This is a genomic window from Paraburkholderia sp. HC6.4b (assembly GCF_014200875.1).
Taxonomy (GTDB): Bacteria; Pseudomonadota; Gammaproteobacteria; order Burkholderiales; family Burkholderiaceae; genus Paraburkholderia; species Paraburkholderia tuberum.
The window spans coordinates 299,782-322,762 of record NZ_JACHDC010000001.1 but is presented as its reverse complement, the minus strand read 5'-3'; the positions used below and the strand labels follow the sequence as shown (position 1 = coordinate 322,762).

The 22,981-nt window shown below is 60.0% G+C and carries 20 protein-coding genes; 10 read left to right on the top strand and 10 right to left on the bottom strand.

What is annotated here, in order from left to right; genetic code table 11:
- Positions 1-571: 571 nt before the first annotated feature.
- The 7 genes from HDG34_RS01380 to HDG34_RS01350 form a co-directional block, all read right to left on the bottom strand.
- Positions 572-1,360 carry an enoyl-CoA hydratase/isomerase family protein gene (locus tag HDG34_RS01380; protein WP_184057384.1) on the bottom strand — a complete coding sequence of 263 codons (789 nt, stop codon included), beginning with the start codon at positions 1,358-1,360 and terminating at the stop codon, positions 572-574.
- 165 nt (positions 1,361-1,525) lie between these two features.
- On the bottom strand, positions 1,526-2,935 hold the full coding sequence (locus HDG34_RS01375) for an MmgE/PrpD family protein (RefSeq protein ID WP_184057118.1): 1,410 nt from the start codon (positions 2,933-2,935) through the stop codon (positions 1,526-1,528).
- A 40-nt stretch (positions 2,936-2,975) separates the two neighbouring features.
- Complete coding sequence (locus tag HDG34_RS01370; protein WP_184057116.1) at positions 2,976-4,130, bottom strand: CaiB/BaiF CoA-transferase family protein; 1,155 nt, start codon at positions 4,128-4,130, stop codon at positions 2,976-2,978.
- Complete coding sequence (locus HDG34_RS01365; RefSeq protein WP_184057114.1) at positions 4,120-5,349, bottom strand: CaiB/BaiF CoA-transferase family protein; 1,230 nt, start codon at positions 5,347-5,349, stop codon at positions 4,120-4,122. The genes HDG34_RS01370 and HDG34_RS01365 overlap by 11 nt, the downstream gene beginning before the upstream one ends.
- A 51-nt stretch (positions 5,350-5,400) precedes the next feature.
- Positions 5,401-5,820, bottom strand: coding sequence for a Zn-ribbon domain-containing OB-fold protein (locus HDG34_RS01360; RefSeq protein WP_184057112.1), 420 nt, complete (start codon positions 5,818-5,820; stop codon positions 5,401-5,403).
- A gap of 25 nt (positions 5,821-5,845) precedes the next feature.
- Positions 5,846-7,057, bottom strand: coding sequence for a thiolase family protein (locus HDG34_RS01355; RefSeq protein ID WP_184057110.1), 1,212 nt, complete (start codon positions 7,055-7,057; stop codon positions 5,846-5,848).
- Positions 7,058-7,066: 9 nt separating this feature from the next.
- Complete coding sequence (locus tag HDG34_RS01350; RefSeq protein ID WP_184057108.1) at positions 7,067-7,564, bottom strand: MaoC/PaaZ C-terminal domain-containing protein; 498 nt, start codon at positions 7,562-7,564, stop codon at positions 7,067-7,069.
- Positions 7,565-8,400: 836 nt separating this feature from the next.
- Here HDG34_RS01350 and HDG34_RS01345 point away from each other — a divergent pair.
- The 3 genes from HDG34_RS01345 (at position 8,401) to HDG34_RS01335 (ending at position 11,067) form a co-directional block, all read left to right on the top strand.
- Positions 8,401-8,982 (top strand): carboxymuconolactone decarboxylase family protein, encoded by a 582-nt coding sequence (locus tag HDG34_RS01345; RefSeq protein ID WP_184057107.1) that lies wholly within the window; start codon positions 8,401-8,403, stop codon positions 8,980-8,982.
- A 90-nt stretch (positions 8,983-9,072) separates the two neighbouring features.
- A complete protein-coding gene (locus HDG34_RS01340; RefSeq protein WP_184057105.1) occupies positions 9,073-10,071 on the top strand; it encodes a tripartite tricarboxylate transporter substrate binding protein in 999 nt (332 codons plus the stop codon).
- Positions 10,072-10,092: 21 nt separating this feature from the next.
- Entirely contained in the window at positions 10,093-11,067 is a 975-nt protein-coding gene (locus HDG34_RS01335; RefSeq protein ID WP_184057103.1) for an Ldh family oxidoreductase, read from the top strand.
- Between the two features lie 101 nt (positions 11,068-11,168).
- Here HDG34_RS01335 and HDG34_RS01330 read toward each other — a convergent pair whose 3' ends face one another.
- A complete protein-coding gene (locus HDG34_RS01330; protein WP_184057101.1) occupies positions 11,169-12,122 on the bottom strand; it encodes a zinc-binding dehydrogenase in 954 nt (317 codons plus the stop codon).
- 11 nt (positions 12,123-12,133) lie between these two features.
- Positions 12,134-12,952, bottom strand: coding sequence for an SDR family NAD(P)-dependent oxidoreductase (locus HDG34_RS01325; RefSeq protein WP_184057099.1), 819 nt, complete (start codon positions 12,950-12,952; stop codon positions 12,134-12,136).
- Positions 12,953-13,292: 340 nt separating this feature from the next.
- On the opposite strand from HDG34_RS01325, the gene HDG34_RS01320 reads away from it, so the two are divergent.
- The 3 genes from HDG34_RS01320 (at position 13,293) to HDG34_RS01310 (ending at position 16,198) form a co-directional block, all read left to right on the top strand.
- Positions 13,293-13,772, top strand: coding sequence for a tripartite tricarboxylate transporter TctB family protein (locus HDG34_RS01320; protein ID WP_184057097.1), 480 nt, complete (start codon positions 13,293-13,295; stop codon positions 13,770-13,772).
- Between the two features lie 3 nt (positions 13,773-13,775).
- Positions 13,776-15,404, top strand: coding sequence for a tripartite tricarboxylate transporter permease (locus HDG34_RS01315; protein WP_184057095.1), 1,629 nt, complete (start codon positions 13,776-13,778; stop codon positions 15,402-15,404).
- Between the two features lie 92 nt (positions 15,405-15,496).
- Positions 15,497-16,198, top strand: a complete 702-nt coding sequence (locus HDG34_RS01310; protein ID WP_184057093.1) for a nitroreductase — start codon at positions 15,497-15,499, stop codon at positions 16,196-16,198.
- A gap of 159 nt (positions 16,199-16,357) precedes the next feature.
- Here the strand turns inward: HDG34_RS01310 and HDG34_RS01305 are convergent, their stop codons facing one another.
- The gene (locus tag HDG34_RS01305) at positions 16,358-17,086 is read right to left on the bottom strand and encodes a carboxymuconolactone decarboxylase family protein (RefSeq protein WP_184057091.1); all 729 of its coding nucleotides are present in this window, start codon (positions 17,084-17,086) and stop codon (positions 16,358-16,360) included.
- Positions 17,087-17,491: 405 nt separating this feature from the next.
- Here HDG34_RS01305 and HDG34_RS01300 point away from each other — a divergent pair, with 405 nt between their 5' ends.
- From HDG34_RS01300 to HDG34_RS01285, 4 genes are all read left to right on the top strand, one after another.
- Positions 17,492-19,267 carry an NAD(P)/FAD-dependent oxidoreductase gene (locus HDG34_RS01300; protein ID WP_184057089.1) on the top strand — a complete coding sequence of 592 codons (1,776 nt, stop codon included), beginning with the start codon at positions 17,492-17,494 and terminating at the stop codon, positions 19,265-19,267.
- A 100-nt stretch (positions 19,268-19,367) separates the two neighbouring features.
- Entirely contained in the window at positions 19,368-20,183 is an 816-nt protein-coding gene (locus HDG34_RS01295) for an SDR family NAD(P)-dependent oxidoreductase (RefSeq protein WP_184057087.1), read from the top strand.
- 22 nt (positions 20,184-20,205) lie between these two features.
- Positions 20,206-21,339 (top strand): amidohydrolase, encoded by a 1,134-nt coding sequence (locus HDG34_RS01290; RefSeq protein ID WP_184057084.1) that lies wholly within the window; start codon positions 20,206-20,208, stop codon positions 21,337-21,339.
- Between the two features lie 12 nt (positions 21,340-21,351).
- Positions 21,352-22,860 (top strand): class I adenylate-forming enzyme family protein, encoded by a 1,509-nt coding sequence (locus HDG34_RS01285; RefSeq protein ID WP_184057082.1) that lies wholly within the window; start codon positions 21,352-21,354, stop codon positions 22,858-22,860.
- The last annotated feature ends 121 nt before the right edge of the window (positions 22,861-22,981 follow it).

Here is a 22,981-nt window from a genome sequence, read left to right as displayed (position 1 = left end):
CCTTAAAAGCGAGTTACATCTGGGAACGCACTCCCCATGACGTCGCCTGCATTACACGCAAATATCTGCGGGATACGATAAATTCATTCGAAAGGTAGAGTTCTGGCCTTTCCCTTAACGACACCTTCAGGCCGCGGTAGTTGCGCAGCGTGCGCCCGGTTGTCAGTCGAGCAAATGACGATCTTCCTATCCGTGTCGGTAGGAGTCGGCTAGTCGGAATCCGATCTCGTCAAAGACTTCTTCGTGCCAAGGCGGAATCGGCTTTGGCACCGTGGACGTCCCTTTATGCCGAGAAAACCAGGTGCAGGAGGTCGATTTGTCTCATTTACAGCGCGATGACGCCGCTGGCTAATGGGACGGTACCGTTCTGCTTGGCTGGGGCGCGACTATCTCACTGGTCAACGCTCGCTTGAAAAGTCATCTCCAATGGATTTTGAGCAGGTGCAATGCCTTGGCGCAGCCCATTATCAAACGGACCATGCACGTTATCGTTTAACTGCTGTCAGTTCGAGTCCGGCACAACACCACACATGATTCGGGCGCGGATATCGTGGCGGGAAAAGTCGAATCATTACTCGCGTTCGCTACGCGCGCGTGTTGCAAACATTTGCACGCCGTCAGCAAGCGCGGGTGATGCAATCCGATATCGGTATTGGGTCCACCGCTCTAGCCATAACGCTTCCTTCAGCGGAAGTTCAAGGCCCCTGCGAGCGGCAGATTTCATGGAAGCCAGCGCTCGGGCATCAGTTTGCGCCATTCCTGTCGCAATTTGCATGGTCTCGTACTCCAGTTTCTCGGCGGGCACGGCGAGAGATGCCAGGCCGATCCGCTCCGCCTCGATGCCTGTCATACGCCGGCCTGTGAGAAGGTAGAACAGCGCGCGAGAAAGGCCGAGTTTGCGCGGCAAGCGCTGCGACCCTCCGCCACCTGGAAGTAGGTTGCGCCGGATGTGTTCGTCGCCCATCTCTGCTTGTTCATCGACTATGAGGATGTCGCACGACAGTGCGAGTTCGAAGCCCCCAGCGAGCGCAAAGCCGTGTACGCACGCGATCACAATTTGGGGCACTGCTTCCAGCGCTTCAAACGTCGCTTGCATCAGATCCTGGTGGCCCATATGTGCCGCTACGTCATTGATGACACCGCTCGCGAGCCATTTGAGATCATTGCCAGCACAAAATGCCCTCCCTGCGCCACGGATGACGACGACCCGGACGTCACGTTCGACGTCTGCGCACTCGTCGATCGCGGACTTAAAAGCGATGAGCGTGGAACCGTCGAAGGAGTTCATACGCTCAGGACGATTCAAGGTGATGATGCGGACGTGCTCCGTGCTGTCGTCAACCAGGACGGTAGGAGACATAGGAGATTGCGACTCAACTTTGCTCATATCAACTTAACCTCCGCAGAGGGGTAACGAGAGGCGCCTGCTCGTGTGTTTCCGGAGGAGCCGCCCCGGTCCGCTGCTCCGGCGAGTCAAAAAAGCAGACCCGAGCAGCGCAACGCCGACGCGCCGCCCGCTAGCCGGTCAGGTTCCTGTCAACGAGCGAATCGCCGCGGAGAATTCGTCTATTTGGATATTCTCGAGGTTTTGTACAACGTCCCAGAATTTGCGAACCTTGAGGTCGCTAGGACGGCGATGCGCAAGGGCCGCACAATCGATGAACTTGCGAACGAGCAACTCGTCGGAAATAGGGAAGTCTGGATGCCCGATGCCGTGGCGAACCTGGTGACGATACGTCTGACCGTTTTTAAGATGCACCTCGACGTCGCCGCCCTCGACCGTGCCTTCGGACAGCGACTCGTCGACCTGCCAGGTCACACGGTCGGCCAGCGCGAGCACGCGTGAGTCGACCATGCCTTCGTCGGAGAACGCGGCCAACGGCACACTTCCGTGGGCCAATGCAACGCCCGCGCAGAACGGCAGGGCGCATAGCGCGTCCATTCGCACGGTCGGGCGTCGCCGCGCCTCGCCCGGTTCGCAAAATCGAAGATTCGTCTCACCCACGCGAAGCACCACCTTCTCGATCGACGCGGGATCGATGTTCTGCCTCTCGCGCACTTCGATCAGTGCCTGCAGTGTCGCGTGCGTCTCGCGCGCCGACGGCCATGCCTTGATTGATATCCGCTCCGCCTCGTAGCGCTCTCCAAGTCCGCCTATCAGGCGCTCACGATCGTATTCGCCGCGGAAGAACGCGCCGTAGAAGCCGTACTTCCCTTCGAAGGCTGCAGCGTCGCCACGCAGGCCAGCCTTGGCCATGTAAGAGGCGGTCACCCCGTTGCGTGCACCGAAGCCATCGCGAAAGCCCCGCACGTCGGAGCCGGGGCCGTGATGGCACTCCAAGGTCGTGCCGGTTTGGTGCAGCGTCAGCCCATAGGCAGACTGAAGTTGCTGTGTATTGAGGCCCATCACCCGTGCGGACGCAGTCGTCGAACCCCAGATCGCCACCACTGCCGGCCAGATCCAGACGTAGTCATATAGCGACCCTTTGATCGCCAGGCCGACCCGGCACACGATCTCATTGCCCAGCAAGACCGAAGAGAGAAGTTCGCGCCCAGTGGATCCGGGTATTTCCTCGGCCGCGGCCAACGCCCCAGCGAACGAATTGCTCGTCGGGTGTGCTACCGCTTCGTCATGCACATCGTCAAAGTCGTACTGGTGCGCCATCGCCGCATTCGCGAACGCAGCCTGAGGCGCGGGCAGGCACACGTCGTGTCCAATGACGGTGCCCGAAGGCGTGCCACCCCAGCGTGAGAGCATCTGCACGATGCGCTGCGCGTTGGCGCCCGGGCCGCCGCCGGCGAGCATGACGCCCACCGTGTCGAAGATCGAGCGCTTAGTGCTGGCAACCGCCTTGGCCGGCAGATCTTCGAAGCGCGTCGTGGTAACAAACTCGGCAAAGAGACGACTGGCGTCGGGAGCTTCGTTTTGAGTCATGTGAAATCCTTGCGTGAAATTGAATGAGGCGTGCAAGCCGTTACTTCGCCTGCGCCGCTTCCAGCAGTGCATGCATTCGGTCGTTGTCCTGGCCTACATCCGGGGCGGACGCAAGCGGCGGCGGCCGTTGGCCATCGAACGACAATGGCACGCCGACGCACTCGATCTCGTCGGGCGACGGCTTGCCGAGAATGCCCAACGCCTTGGTCTGCTCGTGCGCGATCAGTTCGGCCGTGGTCTGGATAGGTGCCGATGCGACACCATAGGCTTGCAGCTGTTTTTTCCAATATGCGCGGGTGTCGGTGGCCAGCCGATCGCCGATGAGGCCGTCGATTTCGGCCCGGTTCTGCAGGCGCCCGGCATTCGTCGCGAACTTTGGATCCGTCGCCCATTCGGGGTGACCGAGTGCCTCGCTCAGCTTTCCAAACAGGCGATCATTCGCGCAACTGACGATGAGATAGCCATCCTGCGTAGTGTATGCGCGATGTGGGACGATGAACGCAATGCCCGAGCCGTGGCGACTGCCAGGCTCACCGTCGGTGGAGTAATTCGCGATGCCGACGGACATCCAGGCAATGGCCGTTTCGAGAAGCGAGGAATTGACGGTAGCGCCCTTGCCGGTGACCTTGCGGCGGTACAGTGCAGAGAGAATACCGATCACCGTCCACATGCCCGTTCCGAAGTCCACGATGGACACGCCGGCACGGGATGGAGCTTGCCCGTTCTCGCCAGTGAGACTCATGATTCCGGAGAAAGCCTGCATTAGCGGATCGTAGCCGGGTTCTTTGTTCATCGGGCCGACATGCCCGAACGCGCCGACTTCACAGCAGATCAGTTCCGGCTTGCGGGCTCGCAGACTCTCCGGATCAAGGCCGTATTGACCTGCCGAACCCGGCCGCAGGTTATGCGTGAACACGTCGGCGTGGCGGAGTATAAAGTCCTTGAGCATTTCCAGTTGCTCGGGATCTTTGATGTCGACGCAGATTGAGTGTTTCCCTCGGTTAAGGGAATGGAAAGCAGCGCCGCTGCCTTTCCATTTGCTTGGCCCCCAGCCGCGAGTTGCGTCGCCGCCGGGGCGCTCCACTTTCCACACCTGCGCGCCGAGGCCGGCGAGCGTCTGGCCGCCGAAAGGCAGCGATGCGTTATCGCTTAACTCAACGACGACCACGCCGGACAGGGGTAACTCATTGTGCATGGTTCAGCTCCTCACTTGAATCCCGGGTTTCTGCGCGAGCGCCGCCATCACGGAGCGCGGCCTCTACCTCTTGCTGCGCGAGTCCGTATTCACGCAGCACCTCAACGGTGTGTTCGCCCAGACGTGGTGCGGGGTAGCGCATTTCTGGCGTGCTTTCACTCCATTCTTGCGCGATTCCTAGCGTGCGGATCGACCCTTCAGTGGGATGCTCCTGCACGGAAAAGAAACTGACGGCCTTCATATGCTCATCGTCCAGAAGTGTTTCCGGGGTGTTCATCTTCACAATGGGAATGTCCGCCTCAATGAGCAGTCTTAACCACTCGTCGGTCGACCTTGTTTCGAAAATCTGCGCAAGGAATTCGAACAGTTCGACGACGTGCTGCATCCGTGCGGGCAGTGTCCCATAGCGGGGATCGGCTGCCATTTCAGGCCGGCCGGCTATCTCGAAGAAGCGCTGCCAATGGCGGTCGGTATATACGCTCACGCCGATATGACCATCGAGCGTGCGGTAAGGCTTGCGCTCCGGGCTCATCATGCGTTCGTACCCCCAGTCGCCGATGGGCGGAACGAATGTGTGACCATACAGATGGTCGCCTAACACGAAATGTGCGAACGTTTCGAACATGGGAACCTGAACGGCCTGACCGCGACCGGTCCGCTCACGGTAGTAGAGCGCCATAGCAATCGCATTGGACATAGCCATTCCGACAACGCGATCGGCGAAAGCAGATGCCACATACTGCGGCGGCCCCGACTTGCGCGCCTGCAATACCGGCATTCCGACTGCCGCCTGCATCAAGTCGTCATATGCGGGCCGATCCGCATACGGCCCGCGCTGGCCGAAGCCGAAAGCACCGCAGTAGATTAAGCGCGGGTTCATGTTGCAAACATCCTCGTAAGCGAGACCCAGCTTGCCCATCGTCTTCGGCCTGAGGCTGTACATGAGCACATCCGACGTAGACACCATGCGCTTCAAGGCGGCAAGACCGCTGTCTTTCTTCAGGTCGAGCACGACGCTGCGTTTGTTGCGGTTCGCGTGCAGGAAAGTGACGCTCATGCCCTTGTTGCGCGCCGGTCCGACCGAGCGCGTGGAATCGCCTTCCGGGGATTCGATCTTGCATACATCCGCGCCCATGTCGGCAAGCAACAGCGACGCATATGGGCCCATGATGTTGGACGTCATGTCAAGGACGCGTACTCCCGACAGTGGACCGGCCATATCAATACTCCTTTTTGATTTAGGACTAAGCGAATATGCCGCACTCGCCGGTTAGCGCATCAGTGAAAAAATAGGCAGCGTTTGCTCGCCGCGCCTAATGAACTTCACCTCGACGCCTTTTCCTACCGCCATTTCCTCTGCAGCCGCATCGATTTGCGTGAACAGAAAATAGCCTTCTTCCATTTGTACAAATCCGACCGTATAGGGGACTATGGAGGTCCACAACTGTGTTGGACCTCGCATGATCGTACTAAACGAGTAAAGCGTTCCACGGCCGGTTGAATGCTTCCATTCGAGCGAGCGCGATCCGCAATGCGGGCAATGCGAATGCGCAGGCCAAACCGCCCGATCGCAGCCCGCGCAGCGCTGGTACTTGAGTTGCTCTTCTTGTAGCGCTTCCCAATAGGGCTGCGCATCGAGCAGGCGATACGGCTGAGGCCAACCGTTGGGGGAATGCGTTTCGGTGCTCACGCTATGCTCCTTGTTCGCGGGCCGTTCAGGTGTTGGACGAGAGGATGGTTACGCTTCCGGCTGCGAGCATGCCACCCGATCCCTGGACTAGCACGGTACGCGGGCGCTTGTTTGCGGCACGCCCGAGTGCTTGACCGCGCAACTGACGGATTGCCTCGATATAGCTGTCCATATTGCAGGAGATGCCAGGCTGACCGAAGGACAGCCAGCCTCCATTTGTGTCGGTTGGCAAGTCGCCGTCAATGCCGGTGCGGCCCTCACGATAGAGGCTGATTCCTTGTCCCTTCGTAGCGAAGCCGAGGTCTTCCATGATGATCGGGCCCATGTGCGCGAAGTTGACCGAGATCTGCGCCATGTCGATGTCCGCCGGGGCAAGCTGCGACATCTGGTATGCCTGCCGCGCAGCTTCGGCCGTGGCTGTATAGGTGAGGTTCGGGAAAGGCCCGAGCGCTTCGTATCGACAGCGCGGCATGTTTACGCGATCACCTAGGTACTCGTGCGTGGTGGCTGAGCCATAGCCCATCACATACACCGCATCGCGCGCTATTTTTGCGTTTTCCACAGAGGTGACCACCAGGGCACCGCCCGTGCCCCCGCCCCAGGTAGAACACATCCAACGCCGCAAAGGTGTCGCAACATAAGGCGATGCCAACACTTTGTCGCGATCGATCTCGCCGAACCGGGCCTTTGCGGCATGCGGGTGATGCACGGCCCATTTCTGATTGGCAATAGAGACGTCGGCCAGATCCTCTTCCGTTATACCGAATTCGTGAAAGTAGCGGCAGGCAGCCTGCGCATAGAGGGAAGGGATCGTCGGACCGTATGGAATCTCGAATTGCGGATCAGCATCCGCTTCGGCGCCCATCGCGACCGCATCTACGAAGAGTTCCGTCGCATCGCTTTGCAGACACAGCACGTATTGAGCACGGCCGGCAGCAATCATCTGTGAGGCCATCGCAACTGTTGCGTTCAGGCCTGCACCATGCATGGTGATTTCGCTATTGATTGTCACGGGCATCTGCATGTGCGAGCAAAAGATGTTGCTCCACTGCGAGCGCTTGTCGGCCCAAGGCGAGCGGCCGGTAAACACCGCGTCGATCTGGTCCTTACCTATACCTGCATCTGCAAGCGCTTTGTATGTGGCTTCGACCGCAAGTTGCAGAGGATCCTTACGCTCGCGCACGGACGCGTAGGCATCTCCCATCCCGACAATAGCGGCTTGTGGCTTGGGTGTCATGCGCGCCCCTCAGTCTTTCAGTTCAGGCAGCGAGAGATTGATGAGCGCGTCGAGCTCCTCTCGTTGACGGAGCATCAGGAGACTCCACTCTCCCTTCTGCACGACAACTCCGTCCTGATTGATCGCTTTCATGAGGAACTTGATTACGCCGTACTTCTCATCCTTTTCCTTCTTGCCGATGACTTCGCACGCGGCATAAATGGTGTCCCCGATGAACACTGGCGCAAGGAAGCGCATGTTGTCGATGCCGTAGTTCGCCTGGATCCCGAGGCCAAACTGGATCAGGCCGGTTACGATCGCATACGTGAGCGACCCTTGTACTAGTCGCTTACCGAAGCGAGTTTTTGATGCGTACTGGACGTTGGAGTGTATCTCGATCCAATTGCCGGTCAGGGCACAGAAATTCACCACGTCCGTCTCCGTCACAGTCCGTCCCCCGGAACGGAAGAGTTGCCCTAGCTCTAGCTCGTCGTAGGTCTGATCGATGCGGTTCTTGATCTTGCTCATAGTTTGGATGTCTCCTAGGGTAAACCCAGTGGTGGTGAGTATTCGGGGTTTGTTACGTGATGCGCGAGCGCGGCCAGCAAATGAGGTTTGCTTGGCGTCTTTCGATCGCGAGCTCGGAGTTGTGTCGTTGATACAGCGTAAGAGATCAAAGGACGGGAACCAACTCGCAAATTTGGAAGGTGCAATTCTCATCCGGCGAATCGGTCAAGCGCGACTGCGACTGAGATTCCAACGTGTCTGCGCGGACGATATCAGCCACCCGGATTGCCGGTCCGGATCCTCTCGACGCGACGGTTGGTAGAGAACATCGAAATCTGCAGCAGCACGCGCGTGTGGCGCCGATGACCATCTGGCCACTTGCTCGAAGCGTTTGCGCTCTGCTCTGAGCTTCTGGCTCAGTCCTCTTAACGGTCAGCATTGCCTTCCACCACTCGTTGCCGGATTGTCGCGTGATCGGGAAGAGCGGGCCAGGCGTAGGACGGTCGCCGTGGATCGACCGATCTCGTGGGGCTCCGTTGCTCGAGCGCCGATAAACATGACCCTTGGTGCGCGCCATCGAGGAACGAGGCGACGAGGTCTTTGCTTCACGGGCAAAAATCCTTGTCACTTAACTGCGTATGCAAGCACTCGGCCAGTTCCTAGAATTCGCTATATCCGTGCGGGCGATCAGGTGCGAACAGCGAAGTGGTTGGCAGGACGCCTACGCCGCAGGGGGAGCGCCACTGAGGAAGCACCGTGGCGCTGCTGGTGGTGAAGAACTGGTGGCCGCGCGCAACGGGCTGATTCCGCTGGGCCGCATAGCAGCCGCTTGGTAGTCAATCGAAAGGAGCAACTTTATGCCACGACTGGAAATGCCATCTGAAGAGGCCATGACCTCTGAGCAGGCAGCTGTTTGTGCGGAAGTGATCAGCGGGCCGCGCGGAAAGGTGCCTGCGCCAATGATTGCCTGGTTGCGAAACCCGGACCTCGCAAGACGGGTGCAGAAGCTGGGCGAGCTGCTTCGCTATCAGACAACGCTCGAGCCGCAGCTCAGCGAGCTCGCCATTCTTGTATGCGCCCGGCATTGGACTGCACACGTGCAATGGAATGCGCATAAGGCAATAGCGCTGAAATCGGGACTCGACGCGCAAGTTATCGAGGCCATCGCGGCGCGTCGCGTGCCGGCCATCAGCGAAGACCGCATGCGTGCGGTCTACGACGTCTCTTCGACGCTCCTCTCGACGAGCCGGGTGCCTGAGCAGCTGTACGCGCGCGGCATTGAGCAGCTCGGCGAGCGCGGAATGGCGGAGCTTGTCGCGATTCTGGGCTATTACTGCCTCGCATCGTTCACGCTTAACACGTTCGAGTTAGGCCTGCCAAGCGGCGTTGCACCGGAACTGGAGGATCCGGACTATCTGGAGACGAAGACGGGCAGTTGACGCGGCTGGCAGTAGCGCGGATCCATCCGGACCGCATGCAGATCCCGGCCCAGTGCGGGACGAACATTCCAAATACAGACGGAGACATTCATGGGTTTTTCGCGCATGAACCGCCGTGACGCGTGCCTCGCGCTCGCTGGTTTGCTGGCCGGCGGACTTGCACCGGGTCTCGCGGCGGCGGACGAGTTTCCAGGTAGGCAGGTGACGTTGATCGTTCCCTATGAGCCTGGTAACACGGGAGACCTTTGGGCACGGATGGTCGCGCCGAAGCTTTCGGCGCTGTGGAAACAGCCAGTAATTGTGCAGAACATGCCGGGCGCGAGCACGATGATCGGCGTTGCCTATGTCATGCGTTCGAAGGCTGACGGTCACACGCTGCTGATCGGGAGCCTCAGCACCACCATGGCCAAGCTGACCAATGCGAACGTACATTTCGATCCCCAGGTCGAGCTCGCGCCCGTGCTCAAGTACCTCAAGTTCAAGATGGTGCTGGCTACGAATGCCGTTACGTACGCCAAGGCGAAAAATCTCCACGAACTTGTCACGCTCAGTGAGTCGGTGCCTGGCGGAATCTTCTACGGTGGCACAGGGCCGGGCACCGCTTTCAATATGAGCGCGGGCTTTGTTCTCAGGGGACTCGGTGTGAAGTATTCCGAAGTGAACTACAACGGCACGCTACCCATCATTCTTGCGTTGATTCGTAACGAGGTGCAGGTGCTCGAGAACACACCTGCGGCGCTGAAGGGGCATATCGCCGACGGCAGCATTTACCCTATCGCGGCGTTCGGCGAGGAGCGCTTCCCCGAGTTGCCGAACGTCCAGACAGTGCGTGAAGCGGGGTACAAAGGGTTTTACCCGGTCCTCTGGAATGGAGTGTTCGCGCCAAAGGGCACGCCGCCACGCGTACTCGACCGCATCGCCGCAGACATTCACGCCGTCTCGACGGCACCGGATATGAAAGATCGTATCGAATCGACTTTCTCCGGCTTCATACCCCAGTCCAACCCGCAGCTGTTTGCGCACGAGATCGAAACGGAAACGACGCAATGGCGCGACTTTCTTGCCAGCATCCATTTCACGCCTCACTAACCTGTCCCGATGGAGAACCCAGTGAAGATCAATACCTCCGATGCCCATGGCGTGGCGGTCGCCTTCCTCGTGCGACGCGGCATGTCCGAGGAACACTCGCGAATGGTCGCCGATCACCTCATTTACGCAATGCTTGCCGGACATGCGTACGCCGGCCTGCCTAGGCTCATTCCCATGGCCGAACGGCTGCGCAAGACCGGAACCGGCGGCACAATCCGGACCGTCAGGGAGACGGATAATTCCGCGCTGATCGACGGGGCGAATGTCAACGGCTACGTCACATCTGTCATAGCGATGAAGAAGGCTATGGCACTTGCGAAGGCGAGCGGCGTGGGCATTGTGGGCGTGAACAACAGCTGGTTCTCCGGACTGCTTCGCTATTACGTCGAGCCTGCCGCAAACGAGGGCTTCATCGCGATCCACGCCGCGAACTCGACGGCTCGAGTCGCGCCACATGGCGGCGCCGACAGTTTGCTCGGGACGAATCCGATCGCGTTTGCATTTCCCGGTGAGCCCTCGCCACTCGTGATCGACTTCGCCACCTCGCAGCTGATGTGGGGCGACGTCATTTACCACGGGCAGCTCGGCAAGCCGCTTCCGTCGGACTGCGCTGTCGACCCGCAAGGACGGCGGACCACGGACCCCGCAGCGGCGCTCGCTGGTGCAATTCTGGGATGGGGCGGTGCGCGGGGTTATAGCGTCTCGCTGGTCGTGCAGGCGCTTGGCATTCTCGCAGGCAGCGATCCCATCATTGGCGAGGCGGGTAAGTGGGGCTATCTGTTCATTACGATCAACCCTGAACTCTTGATGCCGGTCGACGAATTCAAGCAGCGCATCGGCGTCTTGCGTTCCTCCATCGAAAGCTCCCGTCCCATCGAGGGCGGCGGTCCCGTGAGGGTGCCGGGAAGCGCGACCGACGCGCGCCTGGCCGAAGGGCGTGCGCGTGGTTGGATCGAGATCGAAGAGGAAATCTATCGCCGCCTTACGGTGGAGTAATATCGCGAATCGCGACCGTCATCGCAGCCTGTCATGCCGTCCAGCAAAAGCGCTGAACGGCATTTTTTTTAGAGTTCGTGCCTGGGTAACGCAGACAGGAGTCAGGCGGCCACGGACAGGACGATCTTGCCAAAATGGGCGTTCGAACTCATTCGGTCAAGGGCCGCGGCGGCCTGTTCGAGGGGGAACACGCGATCGATCGGCAGACGCAATTTGCGCTCGGCAATGGCGGCCGACAGGTCGCGTGCCATCAGTGCCGTGAGGTCGCGAATCTCATCTACTGATCGCGTACGGAAAGTGACTCCGGTGTACGAGATGCGACGCAGCGCGTGCCAATTGAAATCTACGACACCCTCACTGCCTCCGAGCCGGCCGACATTGACGATGCGACCAAGCTTGGCGCAGGTCTTCATGGTCTGGTTGAAGGCCGGTCCGCTCACCTGGTCCACGATGACATCCACGCCCTTTCCGGCAGTCGCGTCAAGGATTCTTTCTACCCATTCGGGCGCGGAGGCATCCAGCGCATAGTCCGCGCCGAATTCCTGGAGCCGGCTACGCCTTGCGCTGTTCGTCGAAGTGCCGATCACGGCGCCTGCTCCGAGTAGCTTCCCGATCTGCATGCCCATGAGTCCGACACCCGAGCTGGCGCCGTGGATCATGAGTGTCTCGCCGCGCTGCATGCGGCCTGCCGTGACGATCGCATTGTGCATGGTCTGGCAGGCGAGCATCAGGACCGTTGCCTCCTCGAACGCGATGCCGTCCGGAATACGCATCGCGCGGCCCCGATCCGTAACGGCGTATTCCGCGTATGCACCGGTTCCTGTGCACATCACGCGGTCGCCTGGTCTCCATTCGGTCACGGCGCTTCCGACCCCGGCGATTTCGCCGGCCCACTCCATGCCAATCACCTTGCCATCTTTTGCAGCCACGCCTGAAAGATCGGCCCGATTCAGACTTGCCGCGCCTACACGCACAAGGATCTGGTCGGGCTCAGGGCGCGGCACGGGGGTGTCGCCGGGCTGTGCACCGGCGGAGGTTGCAAGTATCGCTTTCATGGCGGGTCCTGTCATTGTGGAGTCCCATCGAGAGACGCGTCTGCCACCGGCTGCATGGCGGCATTGCCTGGATAGAAGGCTGCACGGGTTCCGCCGTCAACAGGGAGCACTGTCCCGTTGACGTACCGGGCCGCATCGCTCAGGAAGAACAGGATGACATCGGCGATGTCGTCCGGTTCGGCGATGCGGCCGAGCGGCGATACACCCGTCGGCTTGTACAGCGAAGTGACATCGGTTTTGGCCGCGCCGTTCAGCATCGGCGTTGCCACGGTTCCGGGCGCTACGGCGTTGACGACGACGCCCGAGGGCCCCAACTCGACGGCGAGTACACCGGTGAGCAAATGGAGCGCCGCCTTCGTTGCTGCGTAGAAACCCGAGCCGGGCTTGGGCCGGATGCCTGCACAGGAGCCGACCATCACCACGCGCGCAGGATGGACAACACTCGAGCGCTCACGCAAAAGCGGAAGCGCTTCGCGCACTGTCAACCACGGACCCTTGACGTTCACGCCGAGCAGCAGATCTACATCTTCTGGCGTGTGCTCCTCGAGCGCTCCGACGCGAATCACGCCTGCGGAACAGATCAAGGCGTCGAGTTTCGCCGTCTGGCGGCGGACGGCATCGAATGCGGACCGGACGCTCTCGACGTCGGCCACGTCGCATTGGAGGTGATGCAGTCGGTTTTGCGAAGTCTGCAATGACGCATGCTGATCCGGTGCATGTTCACAAACGTCCAGGGACCAGACGGTCCAGTCGTGGGCAATCAGGCGTTCGACAGTACGTCGCCCGATCCCGGACGCGCCGCCTGTGACAACAGCAGTTTTGTTGGTCATGATTTCTCCGGTAGCTCGGACGAGCTTAGGGGTGTGTCGGCAGCGAAGTCAACGCACCAGTGTGCGAAGCTGCTTGCTCGCGCTCGCAAAAATGAGCGGGTACGGCAGGCGGGCCGAGTGTCTTGCCGCCGCGCGCAAAACTGCTTAACGGCTGGGCACATAGATCGGGCTTGGAGTGAGGCATACACTACTCTCGCACCATCATCTGGCTACCAGAGTTCATATAGTAAATATCGGAGACAAGGCACGACTGAGTCCTGTTCGCGAGCTGCCTGTATGGTCGAGGTGGTGCGCAGCGAACACGGCTTCGGAAGCTGTCTGGCAATTGGAGAAGGGACGAATGCCGAATCCATTGGTTTCGCTACCGAAGGACTATCTGGGTGGCGGCTTGATGATACTGATTGGTGCGAGCGCAGCTGGCATGGGCGCGACATACAGTATCGGAACGCTCCGGCAGATGGGGCCGGGCTTTTTCCCGGTCGCGTTGGGGGTCTTGTTGATGTTTGCCGGCACAGCCATTGCCGTTGCTGCTTGGCTCGAGCGTGCGCGTGCGGGTGTGGTCAAGCCCGAGACGTTGCCCCCAGAGTGGCGAGGGTGGGCGTGCATCGTTGGTGCGTTGATCGCTTTCGTCATTCTGGGCCGTTATGGTGGCTTGCTGGCCGCCTGCGCATCGGTCGTTTTTATCGCCGCGATGGGTGACCGCGACAATAAGCCGAAGGACGGCTTGCTGCTGATGGCGATCATGCTGGTGTTTGCGATCGTCGTGATATGGGGCGCGCTGCGAATGTCCTTTCCGCTGTTTACGTGGGGAGGTGCCTGAGCCATGCTGACCGATTCGCTCACAAACCTCTGGTATGGCTTCGAGATTGCGCTGCAACCTCACAACATCTGGTGGTCGTTCGTCGGTGTTCTAATAGGCAACCTGATAGGCGTTTTACCGGGGCTCGGCGCACTGACGGCCATCTCGATGCTCCTGCCGATTACCTATTCGATGCATCCGGTACCCGCGGTCCTGATGCTAGCCGGCATCTTCTACGGGTCGATGTATGGCGGCGCCATAGGTGCGATCCTGTTAAACCTGCCATCGCACCCGCCGCATGCGGTAACCTGCCTCGACGGGTACCCGATGGCCAAGGCTGGAAAAGGAGGAACGGCGCTGGGCGTCGCGATGTTTGCATCGTTCTTCGCCGCATCGTTCGGCATCGTCGTGATGATCATCGCCTCGCCGCTGCTGGTACGAATCGCCTTCGATTTCGGACCCGCGGAAATCTTCTCGGTCATGCTGCTCGGCCTTCTGGCGGGCTCCACGATGGCTCGCGGCTCGCCGCTCAAGGGCGTCGCCATGACGACGTTGGGATTGCTGCTCGGCATCGTCGGCACGGACGTTACTAGCGGCGTGCAACGGTTCACGTTTGGATTTCTGGAACTCTCTGACAAGATCGAACTCGTCGCGCTAGCACTTGGCCTTTTCGGTGTGGCTGATTTTCTCGTCAGTATCAACCGCATGCACGCGGTCACGTCGAGCAACAAGACGATGGACGTAGGCTTCAAGGATATGCTGCCGAGCAAGACGGAGATCAAGCAGGCTTTCTGGCCGACGATTCGCGGAACGTTGGTCGGCACGCTCTTCGGCGCAATGCCCGGGACCGGTCCGACGGTAGCGTCGTTCGTAGCGTATGCATTCGAGCGGAAGGTATCTCGAAAGCCCGGCCGCTTCGGCCATGGGGCACTCGAGGGCGTTGCAGCGCCGGAAGCTGCGTCCCATTCCAAGACGCAGGTCGATTTCATCCCGACGATGAGTCTCGGCATTCCCGGCGACGCGGTGATGGCGCTCATTCTTGGCGCGCTGCTGATTCAAGGTATTCAGCCGGGTCCCCAAATGATCAGGGAACACCCGGACATCTTCTGGGGCTTGATCGCAAGCTTCTGGATCGGCAATGTGTTGCTGATGATCATGAACCTACCGATGATCGGCGTCTGGGTCAGAATGCTGAAGATCCCTTACCGCTACCTTTTGCCGTTGGCGATGGGCTTTATCGCCATCGGGGTGTACTCCACGAATAATTCGCTTTTCGATGTTGGCGAGGCACTCTTCTTCGGCGTAGTCGGCGCGGTCCTTCTTGCACTCGACTTTCCCGTCGCGCCAATCCTGCTCGGCTTCGTGCTCGGGCGACCATTCGAAGAGAATTTCCGCCGGGCACTGCTGCTGTCACGCGGCGACATGATGATCTTCGTCGAACACCCGATTAGCGCCGTGCTGATCACGCTTTGCGCCTTGTTGCTGCTGAGTCAGATCTGCTTCGGGTTGCGGCGAGCGGTGATTCAAAGACGACTGAGCGCTGCCGCGCAGACGGGCCAGGCCCATCAACCGGGACAACTAGCTCAGGGCGGAATTGAGTCGATCGGCGTGCGCGCCGCGCAAACGGCGAGCCGCCGCACGTCCGACATGTGAGTCCAGACATTGTGTGCTGCCGACGCCTACACGCATCGTTCTTATCCGTTCATTAACGCCGCTGCAGCGGCACTGGAAAAGAGGAAGAAAAGATGGCTTCCGTTTGCACCAATACAGTCACAGCAGATTTTACTTGCCTGGACGGATTGCTGCGGCGGCGACACAGCTGCCGAGCCTTTCTGCCGCAGCCAGTATCGCGAGATGTCATCCGGCAAATTCTGGCGACGGCGCAACGCACTGCATCCTGGTGTAATGCCCAACCCTGGCAGGTCCACATGGTGAGCGGCGAGCCGCTCGAGAGTCTCCGTAGCGATCTGATGGCCCGCGCCTCAGCGAACATCGCTCCGTCGCCCGAACTCGATTGGCCGCGCGAGTATCGCGGCGTTCATCAGACGCGCAGGCGAGAATGCGGCTGGGCCCTTTATCAAGCCACCGGCGTGCGGAAAGGCGATCGCGAAGCCGCGGCGCGACAGGGGAGAGAGAACTTCCGGTTATTTGGTGCTCCGCACCTCGCGGTCGTGTGCAGTGACGGTTTCCTCGGCACTCACGGGGTCATGGATTGCGGCGCCTGGGTGTCCAACTTCATGTTGGCAGCCACCGCAGTAGGCGTCAGTGCAATCGCACAAGCCGCACTGGCCTCATGGCCTGATCTCTTGCGCAAGCACCTCGATATTGGCGCCGAGAATCGCATCATCTGCGGCATCTCCTTCGGATTCGAAGACAAGGAGCACGTCGCCAACAGGTTCCGCACCTCGCGGGCACCGATCGAGGACGTCGTCGCGTGGGTGGAATGACCATCGCTGCGCGTAAAAAAATCTGGAGATTCCGGCTCCGGGTGGTCGGGGTTGCGCCGGTGTCTTTTATAGACAAACCCGGCGCAGACGCCACCGGCAACGACACCACACCGTGCAACGCGGCGACTGGTCGTCGGTCGTCGGTCGCCACGCGGTCCGTCAATTTCTGCCGAATAAGGCTTCCGAACCCAGGATGAAGGTTTCGAGGCCCGTTAGCGCGCCCAATTGAAAGATCGTCAGGATCTCTTCTCGTGTAGCGCCGTGCTGCAGCGCATGGCGTATGTGAAGCGCAAGGCCCGTTCCATACATATGAGTAACGGAAGAGTCGATGGCAATGTAGATCAATTCTCGCTCTTTGGGTGTCAGCGAACCATGCTTCCACGGTTCAGTCGATAGTCCCGACAGCGCCTTGAAGTAATCCGGAAGCAGCCGCGCGATGGTATCGCGCTGTTCGTTCCAGAATCCGCGCGTCTTCACGAAGTCCTCTCGTATTTCTTCGATATCGGAGCGCGTAGATGGTAGCTCGGCGGCATCCGGCCCACGTGTCGCTCGCAGCTCCTCGAGGAGGATCGGCACGGCGAAGTAAAGCGCATGGTTGCTCAAGCCGACGATGGACAACAGGACGTCAATCACGTCGTGCTCCGATGCGCCGGCCACTCTGGCCCGTTCGACGTGCCGCCTGATAGCCTTTTCATTCAGCGCCGTCGCCGATGCATGCAGCGCAAGCAGCACGAGCTCCTTCATTCTAGGTGAAAGATGCTCGTCGCCGATAGCGACGCGCCAGAACCGGGCGGCGGCTTCAAATGACGTCGGGGCCGTCAGGCGCAGACGTTCCGGCACGCGCGGGTCATCGAAAGTGCCGTCGAGTTGGTCCTGGTCATAGTGCACATCGCCTCCTTATGCCGGTTGCGCCGGCGGGCTAGCTATTGATGGAGCGAATACCGCGGTCGCAGTTGTGGTTGCCGCCCGCTTTGGAAGGTATCGCGGTCAGTTCATGCCGCAGGACGTGAAGGTAGCGGGAACGCCGTGCCACGCATGGTTGTAGAAAAAGAATAGACGTGTGACTGGAGGCGCATCCAGCGTGTCTTAAGCAAAGCTCATTTGCGCCAGACAGAAAAAGTCGGGTTGGCGTCGTACCGCGGTAGATGCGCGCGGGCCGACGATTTTTGCGGCCGGAGCAAGACTCCTAACCGCCTCCGCGGGTAGCCGATGGCTAACACCGCTACTAGAATTTGTTCACACGGGCAAACCTCGAAAGGTTGCTTTGCCAGGCACAAACAAGGAACGAACGTTATGGAAGAAGTTATCTCTGTCTCCAGCAGCGCTGAGAGTGTGCATAGTGAGGCGCATCTGGTTCAAAGGTGGCTGTCTCGTCTCGAGCAGGCGCTGAAGTCGCTGAACCGCGACGCCCTGGGTCAGCTTTTTGCCGACGAATGCCACTGGCGTGATTTGCTGGCGTTCACTTGGAGCATTACACCGCATCAGGGGCGCGAGAGCATCGTTAACGAGCTCATAAGCAGACAGCACAAAATCCAGGCGCATCGGTTCGAGATTGCGGAAAACCGTACGCCGCCGCGCCGCGTCAAGCGTATCGGGATTCCAGTGACTGAGGCTATTTTTAATTTCGAGACAGCCGACGGCCGTGGTAGCGGCGTCGTGCGGCTCGTGGAATGCGAGCCCGAGAGGGCCTGGATTTTCATGACGTCGCTGCAGGAGCTGAAGGGCCATGAGCCGGCGGTGGGGGAGCGGCGTCCATCGGGCGCGGAATACTCTCGCCAGTTCGGCAGCCAGAACTGGGCGGAGCGTCGTGCGAAGGAGCAAGCGTTCGAAGATCGCGAGCCTGCCGTATTGATCATTGGCGCTGGCCAGACGGGCTTGTCCACAGCGGCTCGGCTTCGGATGATTGGTGTGGACGCGCTATGCGTGGAGAAGCTGCCTCGGGTGGGAGACGTGTGGCGCCAGCGGTATCACTCGTTAGCGCTGCATAATCAGGTGGCGCTGAACCACATGGCATACATGCCGTTTCCACCAACCTGGCCGAAGTACCTTGCGAAGGACATGCTGGCCAATTGGATCGAGAACTACGCATGGGCGATGGAGTGCAATGTCTGGACAAGCACGGCGTTTGTGAGCGGGGAATACGATGAGGCAGCTGGCCATTGGCATGCGACGGTGCGTCGCGCCGACGGGTCCGAGCGTGTGCTTCGGCCAAGGCATATCGTGTTCGCTAATGGCATCGTTGGTGCGCCCAAGCGGCCCAGGCTGGCAGGGCTCGAGGACTTCAAGGGCGAGGTCCTGCACACGCACGACTACAAGGACGGGGCACCCTGGCGCGGAAGGAATGCGCTGGTGCTCGGCGCAGGCACGAGCGGCCACGACATCGCGCAGGACCTGCATGGCCACGGCGCAAACGTCAAGCTAATCCAGCGTGGTCCGATCGCAGTCACGAGCCTTGACGCCGCATGCGTTACCTATACCACCTACTACGATGACGGCTTGCCTATTGAGGATTGCGACCTGCTGGCGTTGTCCGCTACCTACCCCATTGCGGTGCGAAATGCGCAGGCTGTGACGAAGCGGCAGCAGGAATTGGACAAGGTGCTGCTCGACGGTCTGCGCGCACGGGGCTTCAAGCTAGATTTTTGCGAGGACGGAACCGGGTACATGATGAAGGTGCGCCGTACGCACGGTGGCTACTATCTGAACTGCGGCTGCTCGGAATTGATTGTCAATGGGCAGGTCGGCCTGCTGCACTTCGAGGACATCGAACGCTTTGTCGAGGACGGTGCGCTGATGAAGGACGGGCGCGTGGAGAAGGCGGACCTGTTGGTGACCGCCACGGGCTATCAAAGCCAGCAGCACGTGGTGAGGGAATTGTTGGGTGCCGCGGTTGCCGAGAGAGTCGGTCCCATTTGGGGAATCGCGAAGGACGGCGAACTCAACAACATGTACAGGCCCACGGCGCAAAAGGGGCTATGGTTTCTCGGCAGCGGCCTATCGCAGGCACGCATTTACTCACATTACGTCGCCTTGCAAATCAAGGCCCGCGAGATTGGGCTCATTGCCTGAGCCGCGGTCGCACGGGCCCACGAGTTCGTGCACAGGGGTGACGCGCTCTTAACAATCTCCGCCCTGATCGCTTACAGACTCAAAAATGAGGATACGAGACATGCTGGATCTGACTGGTAAAGTGGCTTTCGTCGCAGGCGCGGGTTCATTGGGTGAGGGCTGGGGCAACGGCAGGGCCACGGCGGTGCTGATGGCTCGGCAGGGCGCCAAAGTGTTCGGTGTGGACATCAATGAGCAGGCATTGATTGACACGGCGGCGATCATGGAGCGGGAAGGTCACAAGAACTGGGCGTGGCAAAGATGCGATTTGACGTCCAATGATGACGTCAAGGCGGCGATCGACGCGTGCGTGGAACAGTTCGGTCGGGTTGATATCCTGGTCAACGTTGTGGGAGGGAGTGTCCCTGGTGATCCCGTGTCGCTCGGCGTCGACGCGTGGGATGCGCAGATGGACCTGAATCTCAAGACGGCGTTTCTCGGCTGCAAGCATGTGCTTCCCATCATGCTGCGGCAGTTTGAGGCTGAAGGCAAAGGTGGCGCAATCGTTAACGTCTCGAGCATCGCGCACATGAGCCATCAGGTCGGCGGACGCGTGCACGTCGCTTATGCGGCTTCAAAGGCTGGACTTATGGCGTTCAGCCGCTCGACTGCCATTGCCTACGTGAAGAAGGGCATACGGGTCAACACAGTCGTGGTCGGGATGATGGACACACCAACCGTCAAAACACGGATCACCAAGCAATTGGGCGTATCCGCCGACGAATTGAATGCCAACCGCAACGCCGCGATTCCTATGGGTTTTATGGGCGACGCGTGGGACATTGCGAATGCCATAGTGTTTCTCGCGAGCGACGAGGCGAAATACATCACCGCGACGCAACTCGTCGTGGATGGCGGCGTGACAGCGGCCAGGTAGGCGCGGCGACAAGGAGGACCCGATGACTCATGGTGCCTTTCAGCACAATCCGATCAGGCCAGAGTGGCTCGCCGCGCGAACCGAAGCGCCACTCGATCCCGCACTCCCGGTCGTCGACTCGCACCATCACCTTTATCAGCGTCCGGGTCTCAAATATCTATTCGATGACATGCTTGCCGACCTGCGATGCGGTCATGACGTGCGCGGAACAGTGTATGTGCAGGCGCGGACGATGTATCGGGCCGACGTTTCCCCGGCGATGAGCCCGGTCGGCGAGACCGAATTTGCCAACGGAGTGGCAGCGATGAGCGCCAGCGGGCTTTATGGCGATGTGCGAATGTGCGCGGCCATTGTGGGTTTCGCGGATCTGCTTCTCGGCGACGACGTCCGTCCTGTGCTGGAACGCCATATCACAGCCGGGGGCGGCCCAGCGTCGGAAGGCGGCAGATTCCGCGGCATTCGCCAGTCTCTCGCTTGGGACGGCGACGCCGCCCTATTCAATGCGGCAGCTTATTCGACCACCGAAGACATGATGGATAGCGCGCCGTTTCGGGCTGGTTTTGCGCATCTGGGTGAGCTTGGCCTCAGTTTCGATGCCTGGTTGCTCTTTCCTCAGATACCGCGACTAACGTCGCTAGCGCGCGCCTTTCCAGAGACGCCCATCGTGCTGAACCATTGCGGGGGAGTGCTGGGTATCGAGCGTTTCGCAGGTCGGCAGCAGGAGGTGCTCGCCGAATGGAAGGCTTCGCTCCATGACCTTGCCAAATGCCCCAACGTGATGGTCAAGCTCAGTGGTCTCGGTATGCGGTTATCCGGCTTCCGCTTCGAGGACCGGGACCGGGCCCCGTCGTCAGCAGACCTCGCCGATGCGTGGCGCCCCTGGTTTGAAACGTGTATCGAGGCTTTCGGTGCGGACCGATGCATGTACGGTAGCAATTTCCCTGTCGATAAGGGAAGCTATAGCTTCGGCGTCGGACTAAATGGCGTCAAGCGGATCGCCTCCAGTGCGAGCGCCGAGGAGAAGGCCGATTTGTTTTGGCGAAGCGCGACGCGGTTCTATCGTCTCCGATTGGACATGACCTCTTCGTGGCGCGTCGCATTGGCAAGCGCGGATGACTGCAGAGAAGCACGTGATGTCGGACCACAACACATTTAATCTGGATAACTGATGTTTCCCATAAACTTCCTGCGCCACTCGGCGCTCGTCTGTCCGGATGCCGTGGCGGCGATCGATGGTGATTGTCGTCTGACATATAAGGAATTGATTGATCGAAGTGATGCTTTGGCAGCGGGGCTACAGAACCTGGCAGGCAAAACACGGCCGACTGTCGCGCTGCTGGGACCCAACAGTGTCGAGATGCTGGTAGCGTTGATGGCGGTCCATGCCTGCGGAGCGATTCTGGTGCCGCTCAATGGGCGTAACGCCCCGCCTGAACTCGATGCGCAGATCGGCCGTGCCAAACCGGACGTGGTCGTCGTTCATCGAGCCTATCTGGACAAGTTCACCGCTGGTGATCGCCACGTGTCGGTCGTCGATGCATACCCGGGCGACGCGCGGGCCATGACTCTACTCGAGCGCAAGCATTGGGGGCAACGCGCTGAATGGAGTGCCAGCATTACAGACATCAACGCCATCAAATTTACAGGCGGCTCATCGGGCGTGCCTAAGGGGGTGTTGCAGTCTTTTAGATGCATCAACGCGCTAGTCAGTGCGGTCGTGATGACGTTCGAGCTGACACCGAACGATCGCTATCTTTGCGCTGCACCGATGACTCATGGGGCGGGGGCGTTCATCCTGCCGACGCTATCCAAAGGTGGACGTGTGGTGCTGACATCGAACGCGGCGCCCGGGCAGCTCCTCGACCTCATGCAGCGCGAGCGCGTAACGAGTACCTGGATTCCGCCGACGCTACTTTATAAGCTGATTGACGAGCAGAAGGCGCGGCCGCGCGAGCTGTCCCGCCTGGCCCACCTCATTTGGGGCGGAGCAGCTGCATCACCCGCCCGCCTGCGCGAAGCGCTACAAGTGTTCGGTCCAGTGATCGAAACTGCCTACGGCCAGACGGAAGCGCCCCTGATTCTGTCCGCCGCACGCGCGAGCGACATGGCGGACGAAAGGCGGCTCACGTCGGTTGGTCGAGTCGCACCTCTGGTGGATGTCACGATCCAGGACAAAGAGGGAAACCGGCTCGGCCCCAATGAACCGGGAGAGATTTGTGCGCGCGGAGATCTGCTGATGAGCGGATACCTTGATATGCCGGAAGAATCGGCGAAGGCGATCCGTGACGGTTGGCTCCGCACGGGCGACGTGGGTCTCGTCGATGAAGACGGATTTCTGTACATCAAGGACCGGATACGTGACGTGGTGATCAGCGGCGGGTTCAACGTCTATCCGTCGGATGTCGAAGCTGTAATCGCCCAGCACCCGGCTGTGTCTGAGGTAGTGGTATTCGGGGTACCCGACGACCACTGGGGCGAGCGCGTCGAGGCCGCCCTGGAACTCCGTGAGGGCCAGATCACCACCGAGGATGAACTCATCGCATTCTGCAAGGAGCGCGTTGGGTCCGTCAAAACGCCGAAGCACATGAGAATCGTCACATCGCTGCCACGGAGCGCGGTGGGCAAAGTCGTTCGCCGGGAAGCGCGGGCGATGGCAATATCGGGAGGTAACGCCTGACGCCTTTAATGCCAGATCACACTGACCGTATTTCACTGCACCTATACCACGCTTAGCCTCGGATTCAGGCGGAAATGTCTCGATTCCAGGCACCGAAAAGCTGAAACAGGAGACACGCTAG

Bases quoted from the DNA above. Each gene is read 5' to 3' on its own strand.
- HDG34_RS01365 (WP_184057114.1), bottom strand. From the start codon at position 5,349: ATGGCCGGTCCACTGTCGGGAGTACGCGTCCTTGACATGACGTCCAAC.
- HDG34_RS01325 (WP_184057099.1), bottom strand. From the start codon at position 12,952: ATGACCAACAAAACTGCTGTTGTCACAGGCGGCGCGTCCGGGATCGGG.
- HDG34_RS01370 (WP_184057116.1), bottom strand. From the start codon at position 4,130: ATGCACAATGAGTTACCCCTGTCCGGCGTGGTCGTCGTTGAGTTAAGC.
- HDG34_RS01295 (WP_184057087.1), top strand. From the start codon at position 19,368: ATGCTGGATCTGACTGGTAAAGTGGCTTTCGTCGCAGGCGCGGGTTCA.
- HDG34_RS01340 (WP_184057105.1), top strand. From the start codon at position 9,073: ATGGGTTTTTCGCGCATGAACCGCCGTGACGCGTGCCTCGCGCTCGCT.
- HDG34_RS01290 (WP_184057084.1), top strand. From the start codon at position 20,206: ATGACTCATGGTGCCTTTCAGCACAATCCGATCAGGCCAGAGTGGCTC.
- HDG34_RS01315 (WP_184057095.1), top strand. From the start codon at position 13,776: ATGCTGACCGATTCGCTCACAAACCTCTGGTATGGCTTCGAGATTGCG.
- HDG34_RS01285 (WP_184057082.1), top strand. From the start codon at position 21,352: ATGTTTCCCATAAACTTCCTGCGCCACTCGGCGCTCGTCTGTCCGGAT.
- HDG34_RS01320 (WP_184057097.1), top strand. From the start codon at position 13,293: ATGCCGAATCCATTGGTTTCGCTACCGAAGGACTATCTGGGTGGCGGC.
- HDG34_RS01345 (WP_184057107.1), top strand. From the start codon at position 8,401: ATGCCACGACTGGAAATGCCATCTGAAGAGGCCATGACCTCTGAGCAG.
- HDG34_RS01350 (WP_184057108.1), bottom strand. From the start codon at position 7,564: ATGAGCAAGATCAAGAACCGCATCGATCAGACCTACGACGAGCTAGAG.
- HDG34_RS01380 (WP_184057384.1), bottom strand. From the start codon at position 1,360: ATGTCTCCTACCGTCCTGGTTGACGACAGCACGGAGCACGTCCGCATC.
- HDG34_RS01375 (WP_184057118.1), bottom strand. From the start codon at position 2,935: ATGACTCAAAACGAAGCTCCCGACGCCAGTCGTCTCTTTGCCGAGTTT.
- HDG34_RS01310 (WP_184057093.1), top strand. From the start codon at position 15,497: ATGGCTTCCGTTTGCACCAATACAGTCACAGCAGATTTTACTTGCCTG.
- HDG34_RS01300 (WP_184057089.1), top strand. From the start codon at position 17,492: ATGGAAGAAGTTATCTCTGTCTCCAGCAGCGCTGAGAGTGTGCATAGT.
- HDG34_RS01330 (WP_184057101.1), bottom strand. From the start codon at position 12,122: ATGAAAGCGATACTTGCAACCTCCGCCGGTGCACAGCCCGGCGACACC.
- HDG34_RS01355 (WP_184057110.1), bottom strand. From the start codon at position 7,057: ATGACACCCAAGCCACAAGCCGCTATTGTCGGGATGGGAGATGCCTAC.